The organism is Enterovibrio sp. FF113 (genome assembly GCF_041439165.1).
In the GTDB taxonomy this organism is placed as follows: Bacteria; Pseudomonadota; Gammaproteobacteria; order Enterobacterales; family Vibrionaceae; genus Enterovibrio; species Enterovibrio norvegicus_A.
Window position 1 is genome coordinate 251,765 of sequence record NZ_JBGONO010000001.1, and the last position, 15,256, is coordinate 267,020.

Annotated in this window: 15 protein-coding genes; 5 read left to right on the plus strand and 10 right to left on the minus strand. The window is 48.0% G+C overall.

Translation table 11 applies throughout. The features are described 5' to 3' along the window. The first annotated feature begins 109 nt into the window (after nt 1-109). A complete protein-coding gene (locus ACED36_RS01260) occupies nt 110-358 on the plus strand; it encodes a DUF3297 family protein (protein WP_017003401.1) in 249 nt (82 codons plus the stop codon). A gap of 89 nt (nt 359-447) precedes the next feature. Here the strand turns inward: ACED36_RS01260 and ACED36_RS01265 are convergent, their stop codons facing one another. The 7 genes from ACED36_RS01265 to ACED36_RS01295 are packed head-to-tail and all read right to left on the minus strand — an operon-like array spanning nt 448 to nt 7,007. Continuing rightward, entirely contained in the window at nt 448-1,875 is a 1,428-nt protein-coding gene (locus ACED36_RS01265) for an ATP-binding protein (RefSeq protein ID WP_371732611.1), read from the minus strand. Continuing rightward, complete coding sequence (locus ACED36_RS01270) at nt 1,865-2,521, minus strand: response regulator (RefSeq protein WP_371732612.1); 657 nt, start codon at nt 2,519-2,521, stop codon at nt 1,865-1,867. Before ACED36_RS01270 ends, ACED36_RS01265 begins: the two co-directional genes overlap by 11 nt. A gap of 2 nt (nt 2,522-2,523) precedes the next feature. Then, the gene (locus tag ACED36_RS01275; protein ID WP_371732613.1) at nt 2,524-3,198 is read right to left on the minus strand and encodes a tetratricopeptide repeat protein; all 675 of its coding nucleotides are present in this window, start codon (nt 3,196-3,198) and stop codon (nt 2,524-2,526) included. A 28-nt stretch (nt 3,199-3,226) separates the two neighbouring features. Then, nucleotides 3,227-4,036, minus strand: coding sequence for an SDR family oxidoreductase (locus tag ACED36_RS01280; protein ID WP_371732614.1), 810 nt, complete (start codon nt 4,034-4,036; stop codon nt 3,227-3,229). A 36-nt stretch (nt 4,037-4,072) separates the two neighbouring features. Continuing rightward, nucleotides 4,073-4,795, minus strand: a complete 723-nt coding sequence (locus tag ACED36_RS01285; protein WP_371732615.1) for a TenA family transcriptional regulator — start codon at nt 4,793-4,795, stop codon at nt 4,073-4,075. Between the two features lie 21 nt (nt 4,796-4,816). Then, on the minus strand, nt 4,817-6,361 hold the full coding sequence (locus tag ACED36_RS01290; protein WP_371732616.1) for an AMP-binding protein: 1,545 nt from the start codon (nt 6,359-6,361) through the stop codon (nt 4,817-4,819). Beyond that, on the minus strand, nt 6,354-7,007 hold the full coding sequence (locus ACED36_RS01295; protein ID WP_371732617.1) for a thermostable hemolysin: 654 nt from the start codon (nt 7,005-7,007) through the stop codon (nt 6,354-6,356). The genes ACED36_RS01290 and ACED36_RS01295 overlap by 8 nt, the downstream gene beginning before the upstream one ends. A gap of 306 nt (nt 7,008-7,313) precedes the next feature. On the opposite strand from ACED36_RS01295, the gene ACED36_RS01300 reads away from it, so the two are divergent. After that, nucleotides 7,314-8,234 (plus strand): M14 family metallocarboxypeptidase, encoded by a 921-nt coding sequence (locus ACED36_RS01300; protein WP_017006266.1) that lies wholly within the window; start codon nt 7,314-7,316, stop codon nt 8,232-8,234. 134 nt (nt 8,235-8,368) lie between these two features. Further along, on the plus strand, nt 8,369-8,770 hold the full coding sequence (locus tag ACED36_RS01305; protein ID WP_371732618.1) for a phosphate-starvation-inducible protein PsiE: 402 nt from the start codon (nt 8,369-8,371) through the stop codon (nt 8,768-8,770). A 100-nt stretch (nt 8,771-8,870) separates the two neighbouring features. Here ACED36_RS01305 and ACED36_RS01310 read toward each other — a convergent pair whose 3' ends face one another. Further along, nucleotides 8,871-9,785 carry a DMT family transporter gene (locus tag ACED36_RS01310; protein WP_017003391.1) on the minus strand — a complete coding sequence of 305 codons (915 nt, stop codon included), beginning with the start codon at nt 9,783-9,785 and terminating at the stop codon, nt 8,871-8,873. Between the two features lie 291 nt (nt 9,786-10,076). Here ACED36_RS01310 and ACED36_RS01315 point away from each other — a divergent pair, with 291 nt between their 5' ends. Then, a complete protein-coding gene (locus ACED36_RS01315) occupies nt 10,077-10,988 on the plus strand; it encodes a LysR substrate-binding domain-containing protein (protein ID WP_371732619.1) in 912 nt (303 codons plus the stop codon). 123 nt (nt 10,989-11,111) lie between these two features. Here ACED36_RS01315 and ACED36_RS01320 read toward each other — a convergent pair whose 3' ends face one another. Then, the gene (locus ACED36_RS01320; protein WP_371732620.1) at nt 11,112-12,548 is read right to left on the minus strand and encodes a glutathione synthase; all 1,437 of its coding nucleotides are present in this window, start codon (nt 12,546-12,548) and stop codon (nt 11,112-11,114) included. 128 nt (nt 12,549-12,676) lie between these two features. Continuing rightward, a complete protein-coding gene (locus ACED36_RS01325; protein ID WP_017006273.1) occupies nt 12,677-14,275 on the minus strand; it encodes a methyl-accepting chemotaxis protein in 1,599 nt (532 codons plus the stop codon). A gap of 368 nt (nt 14,276-14,643) precedes the next feature. On the opposite strand from ACED36_RS01325, the gene ACED36_RS01330 reads away from it, so the two are divergent. After that, nucleotides 14,644-15,102, plus strand: a complete 459-nt coding sequence (locus ACED36_RS01330) for a bacteriohemerythrin (RefSeq protein WP_371732621.1) — start codon at nt 14,644-14,646, stop codon at nt 15,100-15,102. The last annotated feature ends 154 nt before the right edge of the window (nt 15,103-15,256 follow it).

Sequence of the window (15,256 nt, forward strand, 5' to 3'; positions counted from 1 at the left end):
ATCAAGCTAGCTGCATTTTTGGACAATACGACGTAACTGTTTTCGCTGCTTGAGCGCGGGCGTTATCTTGACTACAATGACGCACTTTTTTTGACTACAGGTCACGAACATGAACGACACTAACTCGCTACCCGCTTTGCCAGATCGCCTTGCAGGCAATCCACGTAGCCCGCATCATGTAGCCGAATGTTTTGAACACGAAATCGGTATTGTCTTTAACGGCAAAGAGCGCTTTGACGTTGAAGAATACTGCATCAGCGAAGGTTGGGTGAAATTCCCATCACCAAAAGCGTTGGACCGCCGTGGTCAACCGCTTCTGATGACGCTGAAAGGCAAAGTAGAAGTTTTCTACAAGTAATTAAATACTCCAAGTATTGAAAACGACTGCTGATAGGGCCTAAAGACATTTAGGCCCTTTTTTTGGCGCTAACGATCAGCATTTACCCTCTAAACACTCTTAAACACGACGATAAACTGATTGCCACTCTCGCCTTCACCTGCACTTTTGACCTGCACATTCGCACTGTGGATCTGCGCAATGTCTTTCACAATAGACATGCCCAGCCCTGCACCATCCCCTTTGTTAGAATGACCGCGATAGAACTTATCAAAAATACGCTGGCGAACGTCTTCGGGCATCGCCATCCCCGTATCCGACACCGTCACTGCCACTTGGCTTGAATCAGTAAGAAGCTCAACGTCTACCGTAATCGAGGAACCTTGCCCTGAATAGCGAATGGCGTTGTCTATTAAGTTGGCAAACAAAATGGAAAGCATGACGGGGTGCGCGCTAACCGACGCTTTTTCGGCTCCAACCAAAGAAATTGTCTGTGAATACTTGAGTGAAATAGGCACTAAGTTGGCGATCTCTTCACGAAGCATGCTCACAAGATCCATTGGCTGCAGGACAAAGTCTTTTTGCTGCTCCACACGAGAGAGCACCAAGAGTTGTTGAATCACCCTATCGGTTCTATCAATGCCTGCCAAAATGCTGCTCAGATCTTTGTTGCGCTCTTTTTCATCAACACTTTGAATCGCATTTTCAGCGTTTAACCTTAATACGGCCAATGGTGTTTTTAATTCATGGGCCGCCGTACTGATCAAGCGTCTTTCGCGCTTCCACGCATTTTCCAACTCCGCCAGCAAAAAGTTAATCTGTTTCACCAATGGCTCAAGCTCAATCGTGGGGTTTTCAACGCGTATACGCTGCAAGTTATTAATGCTTTTCGAAGCAATCAGCTTTCGTAGTTCTTCAATCGGGCGAAAATACCGATTAACCAGCAAAACAATTAACGCAACAAGGAAGGGGATCAATAGAATTTGTGGAAGCCCGATAGAAAGCGCCACTTCTGCTGTCAGTTCCTCTCGAATACCTATCTTTTCAGCGACGAGGATCGTGAATGCCGGTGACGTGTCACCAGGCGGCGTAAAAGGCAATTGAAAGGTACGCCAACGTTCCCCTTCAACCGTCACATCTTTATAGCCCGCTTCGTTTAAGGTGCCTAAAAATACATCCGGTGCATTGGCGCTTTTGCCGACGAGCTTGCCGTTAGACAGATATTGGAACAGCACCTTTTTTTCGTACGGATGCCCATAAGGCGTAGCCGTTTCTTCATCCACCGCCATTTTGTTAATGGAAGAAAACCAATCGGCATAAATCTCGTCCAGTTTTTTCGGTGGACTGTTACCCCAACTCATCGCGGCGAGCGCCAATGTTTTTGCGGATTGACCAAGGTGAGCATCAAAGACTTCGTCTATCTCATGACGGGTTTCGGTATACATGAAAAACCATGAACCCAGAACCAGCAAGCTGCTTAATACCGCAGCGCTAAAAATCAGGTTTCGTTTAATCGAAATAGGCGCTTTATTTTTCAATGATATATCCCACACCGCGAATGTTTTTTATCAAATTACCGCCCGTTTTCTTCCGCAGATTATGAATGTGGACTTCTATGGCATTTTCGCTCGCACCTTCATCCCAGCCGTGTAAGGCTTGCTGCAATTGGTCTTTACTCATTACTCGCCCGGCGTGAGTCATTAGCGTGGTCAGCAACTTGAATTCATTGGGTGTGACTCTTATGGCTTCACCGTTAAGCTCAACACGATTATTAGCAAGAGAAACCGACACACCATGAAGCTCAATGTTGGTATCCACATAGCCGGAAATACGGCGGATCATGACTCGAAGTCTCGCCAGCAACTCTTCCAGCGCAAAAGGTTTCACCATGTAATCGTCTGCACCACCGTCCAGACCTTCAACGCGATCTTCTATGTCATCACGCGCTGTCAGAATCATCACAGGTATGGTGTGTTTGGCTTGACGCAGCCTTTTGAGTACGTCGATACCATCAACATCTGGCAGGGTTAAATCCAGTATTACCGCGGTGAAGCTTTCCGTTTTGAGCAGCAATTCTACACCGCCGCCTTTTTGTACCCAATCAACAGTGAATCCATGGCGGCTTAACGAAGCCACCATGGATTCACCTAACATTTGATCGTCTTCAATCAAAAGAATTCGCATTGTTATTCTAGTTCCTTCAGCTTGCGCTCAATCTCGCGTTGTCGCCCTTGATCTGCCAACTCGCGCCCTTCTCTCGGTGCGGCTTTTTGGGCTTTTTTCAAAAAGGCAATGGCTTGTGCTTTGTCGCCGTTGTTTGCTAGAAAGTCACCATAAAAGAAATTTGGATCGATACCTTTTGGATTAATTACGAGGGCTTTTTGCAACATAAGCTCGGCTTCATCGTCATCCCCAAACCCAATTGGCCACCCCGGCACCTGATAATACAGTGAGCCCAAACTGGTGTATGCAGACCCTTCAAGCACTTGTGAGTCTGACGAAATCACTTCTTCAAGCATACCTTTAGCTTCTTTCACCAAAGACAAAGCACCCAATCCGCCTTCCGCACCGGCTAGCGTGCTTTTGTTGATGGCAAGCCAGACTTTGAGATCGTCACGTGATGGGTCACTGTCCAACGCTTCTTGGTTCATTGCAATCAAAGAATTCAGGCAACTGATTTTGTTCTCTTTATTAAAGGTGTCGTATTGGCACTTTGCCCACTGTTTTTGTACTGTTTTGAGCGTTTCATCTGCATTTGCAGCGGTAACGTTAAAGCCCGCAGCCATTGCCAGCATAACAAACAATGATTTGGTGGTTGTTTTCAAGATGGTGTTGATGGTTTTGCTGATACTTATGTTCATCGTCGTTCCCTCAAAATTATCCGTTTGCTTATTCGCAGCGTGTTTTTGTCGCGTATTCCGTGATGGTCTGATGCTGCTTTTTGATTGCAGAACCCACCAAAGACGGAAACAACTGATTGAGCCTGACGAATAATTTTTCAGGCCAGCCGATCCATTTCACTGATGTCTCTTGTTTGAGCATGGCGACAGCTTGCACCGCCACAAATGCCGCTTCGTCAGTTTTGTTTCCTAGCTTTTCGTTCATCTCAGTAACACGCGCATCATTCAACGAGGTATTGGTCGCTCTGGGAGCCAAGTACTGAACGCGCCTACCCGTGCCATTAAGCTCTCGGCTGAGTGCTTCACTAAAGCGTTGTAACCCTGATTTTGCGGCCCAATAACTGGTGTAACCGGGAAAACCAATCGCCCCGAACGTAGAACCCACATTGAGGATCACGCCGTCTTGTGCCATCCAATCAAGCGCACTTTGGCTCAGTAGAATGGGCGCGATCAGGTTCAATTCAACGTCTCGCTTTACGGATGCTGCATCGCGATCTTGCAGATACAGGAAGGTGTTACAGCCCGCGTTATTGATCACGATATCGACGGGCTTTCCCGCAACATCAAGCGAGGCACAAAACTGCGATACCGCGTCAAGGCCTTCGGTTCGCGCCAAGTCTGCGATCAAAGATTGGTGACGCGATGAATCGTCAAGGTTTGCCACCAGTTCAGCCAGTTGGCTCGCTTTTCTGCCCACCACGATAAGTTCACAACCTTGCTTTGCGAGCGCAGCAGCGATCTCTTTTCCGATCCCACCCGTTGCGCCTGTCAGCAAGACACGTTTGCCATTCAGTTTCATGTTTGTCCCCTTCTTCAATTCGCTATTGGCTAAACGCTATGCAGCATGGCTTTGTTGCTTAATCGGCAGTTCACACAGCATTTGGCCATACAGTGCAAACACGCGGTTAGCACCGTCAATAATGGCGGCCTGATCGTCAGGGTTCGTCACTTGGTTCATTAGCGTTTCAAAAAAGCCGATATGCTCGACATCCAATGTGCTGTGTGAGGTCAAATAGCTCATTGCCGCATCAGGCAAACCCAAACCGTGTTTCACCAGTGCAGCCATGTCACCACCGACGGACACACTCGTGCCTTCCAGCACCCAAACCATGCCAAAAAAGGCCATAGGATTGCGTCTGTCAATTTGGTGGTAGAGATACGCAACCATCATTTCAATGGGTAAACCCACCGCACCTTCTGCCTGGTTATAGCGAGCCAATTCGGCATCAAACCCACACTGGTTTAAGTCGTTGAGAATCCACTCGTGGTGGCCTTTTTCTTCTTCAATGTACTCACCAATGGCCTGACGCAACCACTCATCGCTTTCTGGCAATCGCGAGCCACAGGCCATCAGCAAAGGCACGGTGTGTTTAACGTGATGAAAGGCTTGCACCAAAAACGCGGTGTAAGTAGTCAGGTCAACATTGCCCGCACGACACGCCTCAAAAATGGGTGCGCTTAACATGGCATTTCGTGCCGCCAAGGTTTGCTGCTCCAGTGTGTTAAAAAACGGGGTGTTGTTGTCTGTCATCGTGTTGCTTGAAGTATTCATGTTCATGGCAATAGCTTCCCTACGTATTCAAGTCAGTGAAATATCGGAGCAACTGGTCACGGAAAAATCCGCCACGCTCACGCATTGGTTATTTGGGATAAAACAAGAGAATTGTTGTGCAAACACATCACGACGCGGTCGACCATTCGCGGTCATTAAACTGTCCTGATGCTGAAAAGGTTGGGTGAAAATAACGTGCCCGATGGCGGCATAATCCGGTAAGCGGCGATTAAGTTGCGCAATTTGGCTAAGCGTTTGTTCATGGTCATGACTTGCCACCACCGCAGACAACACGGCACAGCCATCGCCAAGCACCACCATTTGACGCAAATGTGGGTAAGCCAAGGCTTCTGCTTCAATCCATTCAGGGCTGACATTGCGACCAAACGCGGTGATCAATACGTTCTTTTTGCGGCCTGAAACAAACAAGTAACCCTCTTCGTCGAGGTAGCCAAGATCCCCGGTATGAATGTCATCGTTTTGGCAATCTATCGCTTCATGGATATAGCCATTCATCGCCGCGCCTTGCACCACGATTTCACCGTCATCGGCAATACGGACTCGGCAATGTGACAGCGGTTTCCCCACGCTGCCTTGGCGGTGTGCGAATGGCGTATTGAGGCTGACCACCGAGCCACATTCAGATAGCCCATAACCTTCAAACACGGGCAGACCAAGCTGTTGCGCTTTGTGGTGCAAAGACGCCGGCACTTTCGCGCCACCGACGGCGATGAATGTTAAAGGCTGTGTAATGCTTGGCTGCACACGGGCAATTTCTGTCAAAGCCAACAGCAACATGGGCGTCACCACCATGCTCTCTGGTTGGTATTGTGCCAACGCCGCGCCGAAAATATCCGGTGAGAAGCCACTTGATCCGCGAAGCCCCACTTCGAATCCTTCTAACACCACAGTTTCAACACCCAATGACAATGGCACGTATATCCCCGTGATATTTTCAAGCAGCGTCGATAACGGCAGCGCGACAAGATGACGAGTTGGCGAAATGCTTTGCTGTGTTGAAATGATTTGCTGAGTCGAAACAGTTTGGGTGCTGACAGCCTCAACCAAAGATTGCGTCACCGCATCAATAATTTCCGCGCTGAGGGCAACACCTTTTGGCGAACCGGTTGACCCCGAGGTAAACGTTATCTTTGCTATCGTATCGCTGCTCAATGTGTTGGCGGCAAGGCGCGAGTAGCAGGGTAATCCGGCCAGTTCACCTTGGGGTGAAATAGCCAGTGTCGACCAATCCCCCACCAACAAATCCACATCCGCTTCCGCAACAAGATGCGCCACTTGTTCACGAGAGAAAAACGTCGGCACGGGCACAACCGTCACCTGTGCCAGTAATGCAGCAAGATCAACCTTCGCCCAGGCAATGCCGTTCTCAGCAAGCAACGCGATACGTTTGGTCTTCCATTGTTTAAGCGTGTCACTCAAGGTTTGAATGTCGCGCCATAAGGTGCAGTAATCCACGTTACCAATCACACCAATGGCGTCACGGCCGACCAACGCCGTTTTGGTCGGCGTGGTCTGTGCAAAATGGCGGATGCGCGCTAACACATTAACCATGGGACACCCCCAGCCCTGTTTTGTACATGGCCGTATTTGAAGCCAAATGTGCGTTTGATGCTCTCAGGTCAATCTGCGAAAGCTGCTTAGCCCCTGCGACTAAGCTTCCCGCCGACACTTTAGGTTGTGTTTGGTAGTAGCTCCCCCACACAGATTCAGCGTTATCAATGCATGCTGAATCGGCATCTACCAGCGACACGGGCGCCAAGCCAAATCGTTTCATCATGGCTTGCAGTGGCCCCGTCGCGGTGAAGATACACCAGCTAAATCCTTGCTCAACCAGATAACGGGAAAGGTAGGTGAAATGCTGTAACGACACCCCGCGTGAAAATGAAGCGAGCTGACCAAATTCAATCAGCGCGCTGCGTTCAACACGCGCACCAAAATGCTGTGAGATAAGCTGTTCAGCCGGAAGATGCAAATACTGCTCAAGAAACAAGCGTTCGTTGTTTGCTGTGCGAAAGCCACACACCGATAAGATGTTCCCTTCTTCATCTAACGCGCAGAAGAAGTAAGGCATGAACTCAGTGATAGTGGCATCAAACGCGATGCGATAACGTTCGGCAATATAGTGCTCCACGTCCGCTCTCAATGCATGCGATTCTGTCACTATCTCGAAGGTGGCAAATATAGGCTTCTTTTCCATTCCGCTTCTTTCCTAGCTGTAAGCGATAATGAGAGCCTAATCAGTAAGTCTTAAGAATCACTTAAGGATGACTTAAAGATGAGAAATTATTTTTCAGCCAGATACTAACCCCCTGAAGTATAAGCAGGAATAAATGTCACCATGACCTGTTGCCATTAATGACAAAATAGTTATCAATCAGCATGTGATGGCAATTGAATGCGCAAAAGAGTGTGCTACTCTCTCTTTCCAGAGAATTCTGACCCTGTCAGTCAACAAGCCGTTTAACCTAGAAAGCAACTCACCATCTCTCAATGAGGAATTATCATGACAGCATCCATCAATTTCCCTATCGGCACACCAGGGCAACCTTGGGGAGATGAAGAAAAAGCGCAGTGGCTCAAAACCACCAGCATCAAGCGCAGCTACAAAGAAGATGTGATGACAAAAATCGAGGCGTTGAAAGACCGCTTCGACGTCACGCAATACGGCGCATTGTCTTTTGATGAATCGCGTTACCCGCAGTTTGGTATTCGAAGCCGTGATGTTGACCAAAACAAGCCAACAGTTCTGATCACGGGTGGCGTGCATGGTTACGAAACCAGCGGTGTGCATGGCGCGTTGCAATTTCTTGATACCGAGGCGCAGGCTTATGCCGAGCACTTCAACCTGGTTGTTGCACCGTGTATCAGCCCTTGGGGTTATGAAACCATCAACCGTTGGAACCCAATTGCAGTTGATCCAAACCGTTCATTTGTAGAAAACAGCCCATCGGAAGAGTCCGCCAATGTGATGGCGTGGGTAAAAAGCTTGGGCGTTGAAGTCTTCACACACATTGATTTGCATGAAACCACGGATACCGACGATTCTGAATTTCGTCCTGCCCTGGCCGCTCGCGATGGCAAAGATTACGAAGAAGACACTGTGCCTGATGGATTCTATACCGTGGGAGACAGTGAAAACCCGAACACCGATTTCCAAACGGCGATCATTGATGAAGTGCGTAAAGTGACGCACATTGCGCCAGCTGACAACAAGGGCTTGATCATTGGTACACCTGTTGAGCAAGAAGGTGTGATCAACTACCCAGTGAAATCATTGGGACTGTGCACTGGCTTTACGGATTGCCAGTACAGCACCACCACCGAAGTGTACCCAGACAGCCCGAAAGTCACCGACCAAGAGTGCAATAACGCGCAAGTCGCGGCGATTCGCGGTGCGTTGAATTACTTGATAGCACAACGCTAAACAATTCAAGATCTCGCGTTCTTCACCTACACACTCTCTCAGCACTGAGGGAGTGTGCTCTTGCTAATGATACAAACCCCACTCAAGTTATCTCGTTAGACTGACCTTATAACTAAGGACAGTTTGAGATTGCGATGCCTAAGCATAAGACGACAACCAAAGTCATACATGGTCTGGAAAATGTTGTATTGGTACTGATTGTCATCGCGACGATTTACGCCATAGGCGAAGAAATCTATCTCGTTATCGTGAATAGAACCGTATCAGTCGGAGATTTATTACTGCTCTTTATTTACCTCGAAGTGCTGGCGATGGTTCACAGCTTCTTTGAATCCGGCAAAGTGCCGGTTCGTATGCCCCTTTACATCGGTATTGTTGCACTGGCGCGGTATCTTATTCTCGAAATGAAAAACATGGACGATTGGCGAATCATGACCATTGCCGCTGCAACTCTGATCATGGCCATCACGGTGTTTGTGATTCGTATCGGCCATGTCAAATACCCCTACCCCAAAGCACCCAACATCGAAGATTAGACAATAGCGTGAACTGAGCCAGTCACTTTCAGGTGGCACGCTCGTTTAGCCTGTTTCGTTCAATCTATTTCGATTCATCTGTTGGGTTTAGTAGGGGCGCTTAGCAAGGCTGGCGTGTAGCTTGTCGTTTTACCGCATCCAGAATACGTCTTGGCGTCAGTGAGCGATTCATCGCGTAGCCTGAGAATAATATCGCCGCAATGCCTAGCGCCATCAGCGGCGTGATTGCATTGTCATAAACCATGTAATCCACCATCACCGCAGCGACGGGATAAATATACCCCAGCACCGCCACCATCGAAATTTCGAGTTTTTGATAGGCGCTATACATGAATATGTACATGATGCATGTATGAATCAATGCTAGAGCCAACAGCCAAAACCAGTGATCGCCTGTCGTAGGAACTTGCTCCATGGGTGCAATAAAGAACAGGACAACACCACCTATAGCGAGCTGAACCACAGCAAGCATATGCGGTTTGATGTGTTTAAGCTGGCGCGTGATAAGCGTGGTAATGGCATAGAGAAACGCCGCTGATATCGAGAGTAGAACGCCAGTTGCTACCCCCCAGCCCGCATTTTCCGTTTCGAGTCCGACAATCAGCGTCACGCCGATAAATGCTAGCCCGATCCAGAGCCAATTATGCGCCGCAAACTTTTCGTTCAGAAACAGCGTCGCTAGCACCATCACAAAGATAGGCTGAACGTGATATGCCACCGTTGAAACCCCAATCGGCGCATATTCAAACGAGGCAAACAACAAGCACCAGTTAGCCACCAACGCAATGCCACCGAATGCGGTTAACGCCCAATCTTTGGCCGTTAATATACTGAAACGCAAATATCCCCGAAGCCCTGAATACACGCCAAGAAACATAAAACCAAACACACATCGGTAAAACACCACATTGAGCGCAGATTGCCCTGATTCAGTCACGAAGACACCTAACGTACCAGACACCACCATGGCAAAAATTAACTCATATTTTCCCCAGTTCTCTTTATTTACCGTCATCACATGTTCCTTATTTTCGTCTTTTCACTTCGCCGATAATCTGAATCTGAATCAGATTTCAGGCTACGAGGCTTCAGTTCAAAGGCGTGAGTATTCATGCGACAACCCTATCCTCAAGTCGATGGGCGCGATATTTATCAATTCTTAGGGGGCGTAAGCTGTGCTTAAGTCGCGTTACTTTCGCGGCATCTATAACAAGAAGTCAAATGCGCAAATGGGAAGATAGATACGGTAATAGGCGATAAATGCTAAGGTAGACAGCATCAAAGGACTGATGAACGAAGGCTAACCATGAATCATGAAATTCCACCAATGAACGCCTTGGTATCATTTGATGCTGTCATCAAAACTGGGACGATCGCAGCTGCAGCCCAAATGCTGTATGTGACGCCCTCAGCGGTCAGCCAGCGAATAAAGCAACTCGAAGCATGGTTCAAAGCACCGCTGTTTTTCCGCCATCAAGGCAAGTTGGTATTAACCGAAATGGGCAAACAGTTGGCAGAAACCAGCACCAGCGCATTTGACCAATTGCTGTCTGCAACGCACCACTTACGATCAAGCGCGGCCAGCAGCGAGATTTCAGTCAGTGCCCTATCGTCATTTGCATATCTTCGCCTGATGGATGCACTGCCTCAGTTTTATGCGTCCTATCCCGATTTAAGCATTCATCTCGAAACCGACAATACAAAAGTCGATTTTCGTTCTCACTCACTCGACCTTGCCATTCGCTATACCTACAACCCCAGCCAAGAAGGCCTCACGTTCGATAAAATCGCCGATGAAACCGTCTTTCCCTGTGCAAGCCCAGCCCTTATTGAACAGCTAGGCACTAACGACTTAAAAACCTTGATTGAACAATCTGCGATGATCGTGGATGTCAGCCCACAACTGGTGAACGTGACCCCAGGCTGGCAACAATGGCTAGGAGCACACAGCACAGAGGTTAGCGATAACTGCCGTCAACTTCGTTTCAATGAATATCAATTCGCGATGAAAACGGCGATTGCAGGCCAAGGCGTTATTCTAGCGAGAAGTGTATTGAGCAAAGCGGAAATTAAACGAGGCGAATTAGTTCGGCTATCTGACAAAGCCTTACCGTCGGCATCAAGCTACTATCTTGTTTCAAGAAAAGACGTGCCTTTAAAGCCGCCTGCGCGTGAGTTTTCAAAATGGTTTTTGGCGACGTTTTCCGAGAAAAATTAGTCGATGACAGGTTGTTTACGAGTCAGTTATTCGCAAAAATGCCCTCAATCGCCAAGACCGAGGGCAGAAAATATCGTTTCAACGTGCTCAAAAATCACCAAAATCAGAGGGTTTTCGAGATCGCTAAGCTTTGAATGCCAATGAATCCAACGCGCCCATGCCACTGTGAACGCCGCCTTCAGAGACTTGAGATGACTTGCTGCGAATGAGATACCCCGCGTAGCCGCCGTTTTCCAATGCCGGCTCACCATCAATATGAACCGTGAACAGTCCAATTTCGCTGATCAAATCGTCAATCACGTAAATCTCGCCTTTTCGCACCACATACGCGGCTTGCGAACGAGGAAGAGGAAGCAGCCTGCGCATCAACGCCCACGCTTCGTATTCATTAGGATCTAACGCCTTTAGCTTGGTATAAATGTCATCGCCAAACACACAGTGACCCCCGCCTTCTCCCTGATTTTTCAACACCCACTCATCCAAGGGGCGTTGTTTCACCCATTCAGCGCTTTGCGCGTCCACCGCGATCATATCGCCCAACAAATGCTTCACTTCATTCGCTTCCGATTCGCTCAAACCAAAACGCGTTAATGACTCTGCACTTTGGGAAGAAAGCAGCATTTGTATACGCTTGCTGGTCGCCAACTGCTGGCTCACCGTCGCATTCACCGCCACGCGATGTTTTTCAATCATGACGCGAGTTTGCGTAAGCGCCTCACAACATGCGCGATCAATAATGTCGTGTGCCACATAATCCGAGAACTGGTAACCCGCGCGCAGATAAACCGTGTCTATTGCGCCTATACCCTCTAACAAAAGACGCTGGTTTTCACCGGTCGACAACCCGTCATATAACTCACGAAAAGTACGGCGCACCGTTCGAATACCTTTGTCTTGCAGTGCGTGTTCCAACAAGTGTTGGTCATACACATTGTCTTCGCGCTCTTGCACCACCATGAGAAATGTTGGTGTCCCTGCATCTGAAAATTCCTGTTTGATCTTCCATGTCGCCGCAGCAATGCCTGCCGCCAAACCTTGCAACGCGGAATTGCTAACGGGTCGTCCAACTTCATCACCCGACCATTCCGTATAGGGTGCTGGCCATTGTTTTGCCAAATAACAGTGCAATTCATGAATGCGCTGACCGAACGGTCCCATACCCGCCGCGATGCCATTAAATTCAACCAGTTTTGGACCAAGCTGTGCATCGTCCATGAAATCACTGCGCATCAGCAGCATAGGCAAACATGATTGAGGCCCGTCACTGCAATGAATATCGTCTGCCATTTTGAGTAGAGTCTTGAAAAACACATTGCCTGCCGTGATAGGCGCGATGGCTTCATGCAAATAATCATGATCTTGCGATACGGCATGTACCAATTTACCCAGCAGATGGACCGATGACTTAAGCCGTTCAAAACGCGTCTGCTCAATTACCGTTGGCGTTAAGGCAAATGCAGGGTGCCTTGCGGAATCTAGGGTTTGCTTCAACGCCATGCCATGGGTTAATGCCCACTCCACCGCTTCGTTTTTTGCTTTTTCTGTGTTTTTGTACGCCATGGTGGCACTACCTCATCGCAAAATTGAACTACACGAGCCCATTCAATTTAAGTGCAATTTTGCTTGATGTTGATGACTCTTTCACGCGAATCCTAGGGATTAATGATATAGCCAAAGACTTTATCAGGCTAAATTTGGAATTGATCTGTCAGCTTGGTCAACGCCGTTGATTGGGTACTTAGCTCACCACTGACATCGTTGGTTGTACTGATGGCTGCCGTGAGTAATTGGCTGCCTCGTTTCAGATCTCGGCGACGCTCAGTGAGTTGCTCAATTTCCCTATGCTGCGAAGATAGCGCAACCTCCACTTCCGTACTGCGATGCTCTAACCCATCAAAGGTACGGTTCATTTCACCCAAATACTGTTGTAACTGAACACTGGCTTTTTGGTTATCTTCACTGGCTTGCTTAGAGTCATTAAGCAACGAGGTTGCTGCATCCACTCGAGCAAGCAGATCATTGATCCAAGTGCGAATATCGCCGGTTGATTCAGAAGTACGCAGTGAAAGGCTACGAACCTCATCAGCAACCACAGCAAAACCACGCCCATACTCTCCTGCTCGCGCCGCTTCAATCGCGGCATTCAAGGCCAGCAGATTAGTTTGCTGAGCAATGCTTTCAATGACATCCATCACACTGGCTATTTGCTCACTGGTTTGTTTCAAGCTCGCCATCGTCACCTCCACTTTTTCCACCGTGCTGACACTGTAAGCAATGGATTGTTCAGTCGCCGTCATTTGCGTTTGAAGTTCGCCATTGTCATGCGCCAACTTACTGATGCATTCCCGAGTATCTTTCATAGCAGAGGCAATCTCCGCGGTTGCCGTTTCCATCACGGTTAATGAATGTGCGACCTCTGTGATCTGTGAGCGAGTATCTTCATTGATGTCAGAAACCTTGCGACTTTGGTTCCCCAGCGTATCCGACTGTTGATCCAACTCTCCCGTGCGAGTCTGAATGTGATTAACAAACTGGTTAAACTTCTCAAGTAAATTATTGGTGGCACGCGCAACTGCCGAGACTTCATCATGATAATGGTCGTCGATGCGCACAGAGAGATCGGACTCAGTATCAATATTCGTTAGCGCAGTAGAAATGTTATTCAGTCTAATAATCACGGTTTTCCGAAGCCATAACATCAGCACCATCGCCATGAGCAATGCGACACCGCCACCGATATAGATGACGTTAGCCTGCTGATTCAAAAAGCCTATCAGCCCATTCGCAGTATATTGCGCGTGGGCTTGGCGTTCAGTGAGTTTTTCATTAATCGCCAGAAGGATAGGATCAATGGTTGAGTACATATCAAAATCCACCAGCCTTCCAGCATCGTAAAAACTCTGATTGGCGATCGCATCACCAAGCTTTTCTACATAAACATCCAGATTTTGCTTCTGTTCAACATGTTCATCACGCCACGCACTTAGGGAAGGATACCGAGACAACGCCTGCCAACTCTGCTCGTAGTTATCTTTGAACGCGTCAAACTGAGGAGTGACTTCATTCCAGAACAAAAGCTGCGCTTTAATTTTCTGCGACAGCGTCAGTAAGGTGCGATGGTCGCGCTCAAACGCCATTAGCGCCCACACTTCGGGTAATTGCTCGTTCACATATTCCGAATACGCATCAGCAGAACGTGATGATATCCAAAGAGCCAGACTGCCAAGCCCAATGGTTGACGCGATAAAGAGGGTAAAGGCGATCAGCAGCCGCTGACGTACAGTCATGTTTGTTTCCTACCAACTACTCAAATTAAGATTGGGCAACGGTAGTATTCGAGTGTTTCACTTAAGTTACATAATAATCAGTAACGTAGAATTGGCGTATTGAATGCGGCTCACATCACTCTGGGATTTCTTTCCCTGTGTCATTCCCGCTGTCAAAAATCACCTCTGCCTGATGAATACGCGTGTGACTCACCACGACTTATCAATAGAAGGTCACGCATCAATGGGTTGGAAACAGCGATTGGCTAAATCCTTGCTGATGACTCATTTATTACTGACGAATAAATTAAGCTTACTATTCGTGAGGTCTATCGTTTCGCTCAAATTTGAACTGCCTTACACTGGTTTAATTGGGTTAAGGGGATGATATGACGGAAAAATTTATTGCTTGGGGAAAGATTTTCGAGTCAGGCGTGAAAAGCATTGATGACGAGCACAAGATGCTGTTCGATATTGCCAATCGCTTCTACGACAACATTCGTCGGGGTGACGATGATCAGGTGATTTTTGAAACGCTGAATAAGTTAATTCGTTATGCAGAAACGCATTTCCGCCGCGAAGAAAAACTGCTTGAAGAAGTGGGTTATCCGGAAGAGAAAATCCTGCGTCATAAAGCGCACCACCACAAGCTGATTACTCAAATTTTTGACGTCTACGAAACCCAATATGAGATCACCGACAATCGCCTGATTGACCAGCCCGAAAAAGTAAAAACATTCCTAACCGATTGGTTGATCATGCATATCCTGACCGAAGACCGTGACTACTTCCGCCACATTGAAGAACAGGCTGCGATTCAGTTTGAAGCGGAAGACGTTAGCCAGTAGCACGGCTTCGGTAAGACCCAAATAAAGGCTTCACCGGGAGTGCAGGTGCAAAAATCCGCGTGTGATTGCACTTGGATAGCCAATTGAAATACCCGACACTCTTGACTATCACTTGTTCAGCAATGAACGCCATCATCTAATACTTCCGTGTTTA

Coding starts and splice junctions, on each gene's coding strand:
- ACED36_RS01260 (WP_017003401.1), top strand. CDS start 110: ATGAACGACACTAACTCGCTACCCGCTTTGCCAGATCGCCTTGCAGGC.
- ACED36_RS01270 (WP_371732612.1), bottom strand. CDS start 2,521: ATGCGAATTCTTTTGATTGAAGACGATCAAATGTTAGGTGAATCCATG.
- ACED36_RS01275 (WP_371732613.1), bottom strand. CDS start 3,198: ATGAACATAAGTATCAGCAAAACCATCAACACCATCTTGAAAACAACC.
- ACED36_RS01280 (WP_371732614.1), bottom strand. CDS start 4,036: ATGAAACTGAATGGCAAACGTGTCTTGCTGACAGGCGCAACGGGTGGG.
- ACED36_RS01285 (WP_371732615.1), bottom strand. CDS start 4,795: ATGAACATGAATACTTCAAGCAACACGATGACAGACAACAACACCCCG.
- ACED36_RS01290 (WP_371732616.1), bottom strand. CDS start 6,361: ATGGTTAATGTGTTAGCGCGCATCCGCCATTTTGCACAGACCACGCCG.
- ACED36_RS01295 (WP_371732617.1), bottom strand. CDS start 7,007: ATGGAAAAGAAGCCTATATTTGCCACCTTCGAGATAGTGACAGAATCG.
- ACED36_RS01300 (WP_017006266.1), top strand. CDS start 7,314: ATGACAGCATCCATCAATTTCCCTATCGGCACACCAGGGCAACCTTGG.
- ACED36_RS01305 (WP_371732618.1), top strand. CDS start 8,369: ATGCCTAAGCATAAGACGACAACCAAAGTCATACATGGTCTGGAAAAT.
- ACED36_RS01310 (WP_017003391.1), bottom strand. CDS start 9,785: ATGACGGTAAATAAAGAGAACTGGGGAAAATATGAGTTAATTTTTGCC.
- ACED36_RS01315 (WP_371732619.1), top strand. CDS start 10,077: ATGAATCATGAAATTCCACCAATGAACGCCTTGGTATCATTTGATGCT.
- ACED36_RS01320 (WP_371732620.1), bottom strand. CDS start 12,548: ATGGCGTACAAAAACACAGAAAAAGCAAAAAACGAAGCGGTGGAGTGG.
- ACED36_RS01325 (WP_017006273.1), bottom strand. CDS start 14,275: ATGACTGTACGTCAGCGGCTGCTGATCGCCTTTACCCTCTTTATCGCG.
- ACED36_RS01330 (WP_371732621.1), top strand. CDS start 14,644: ATGACGGAAAAATTTATTGCTTGGGGAAAGATTTTCGAGTCAGGCGTG.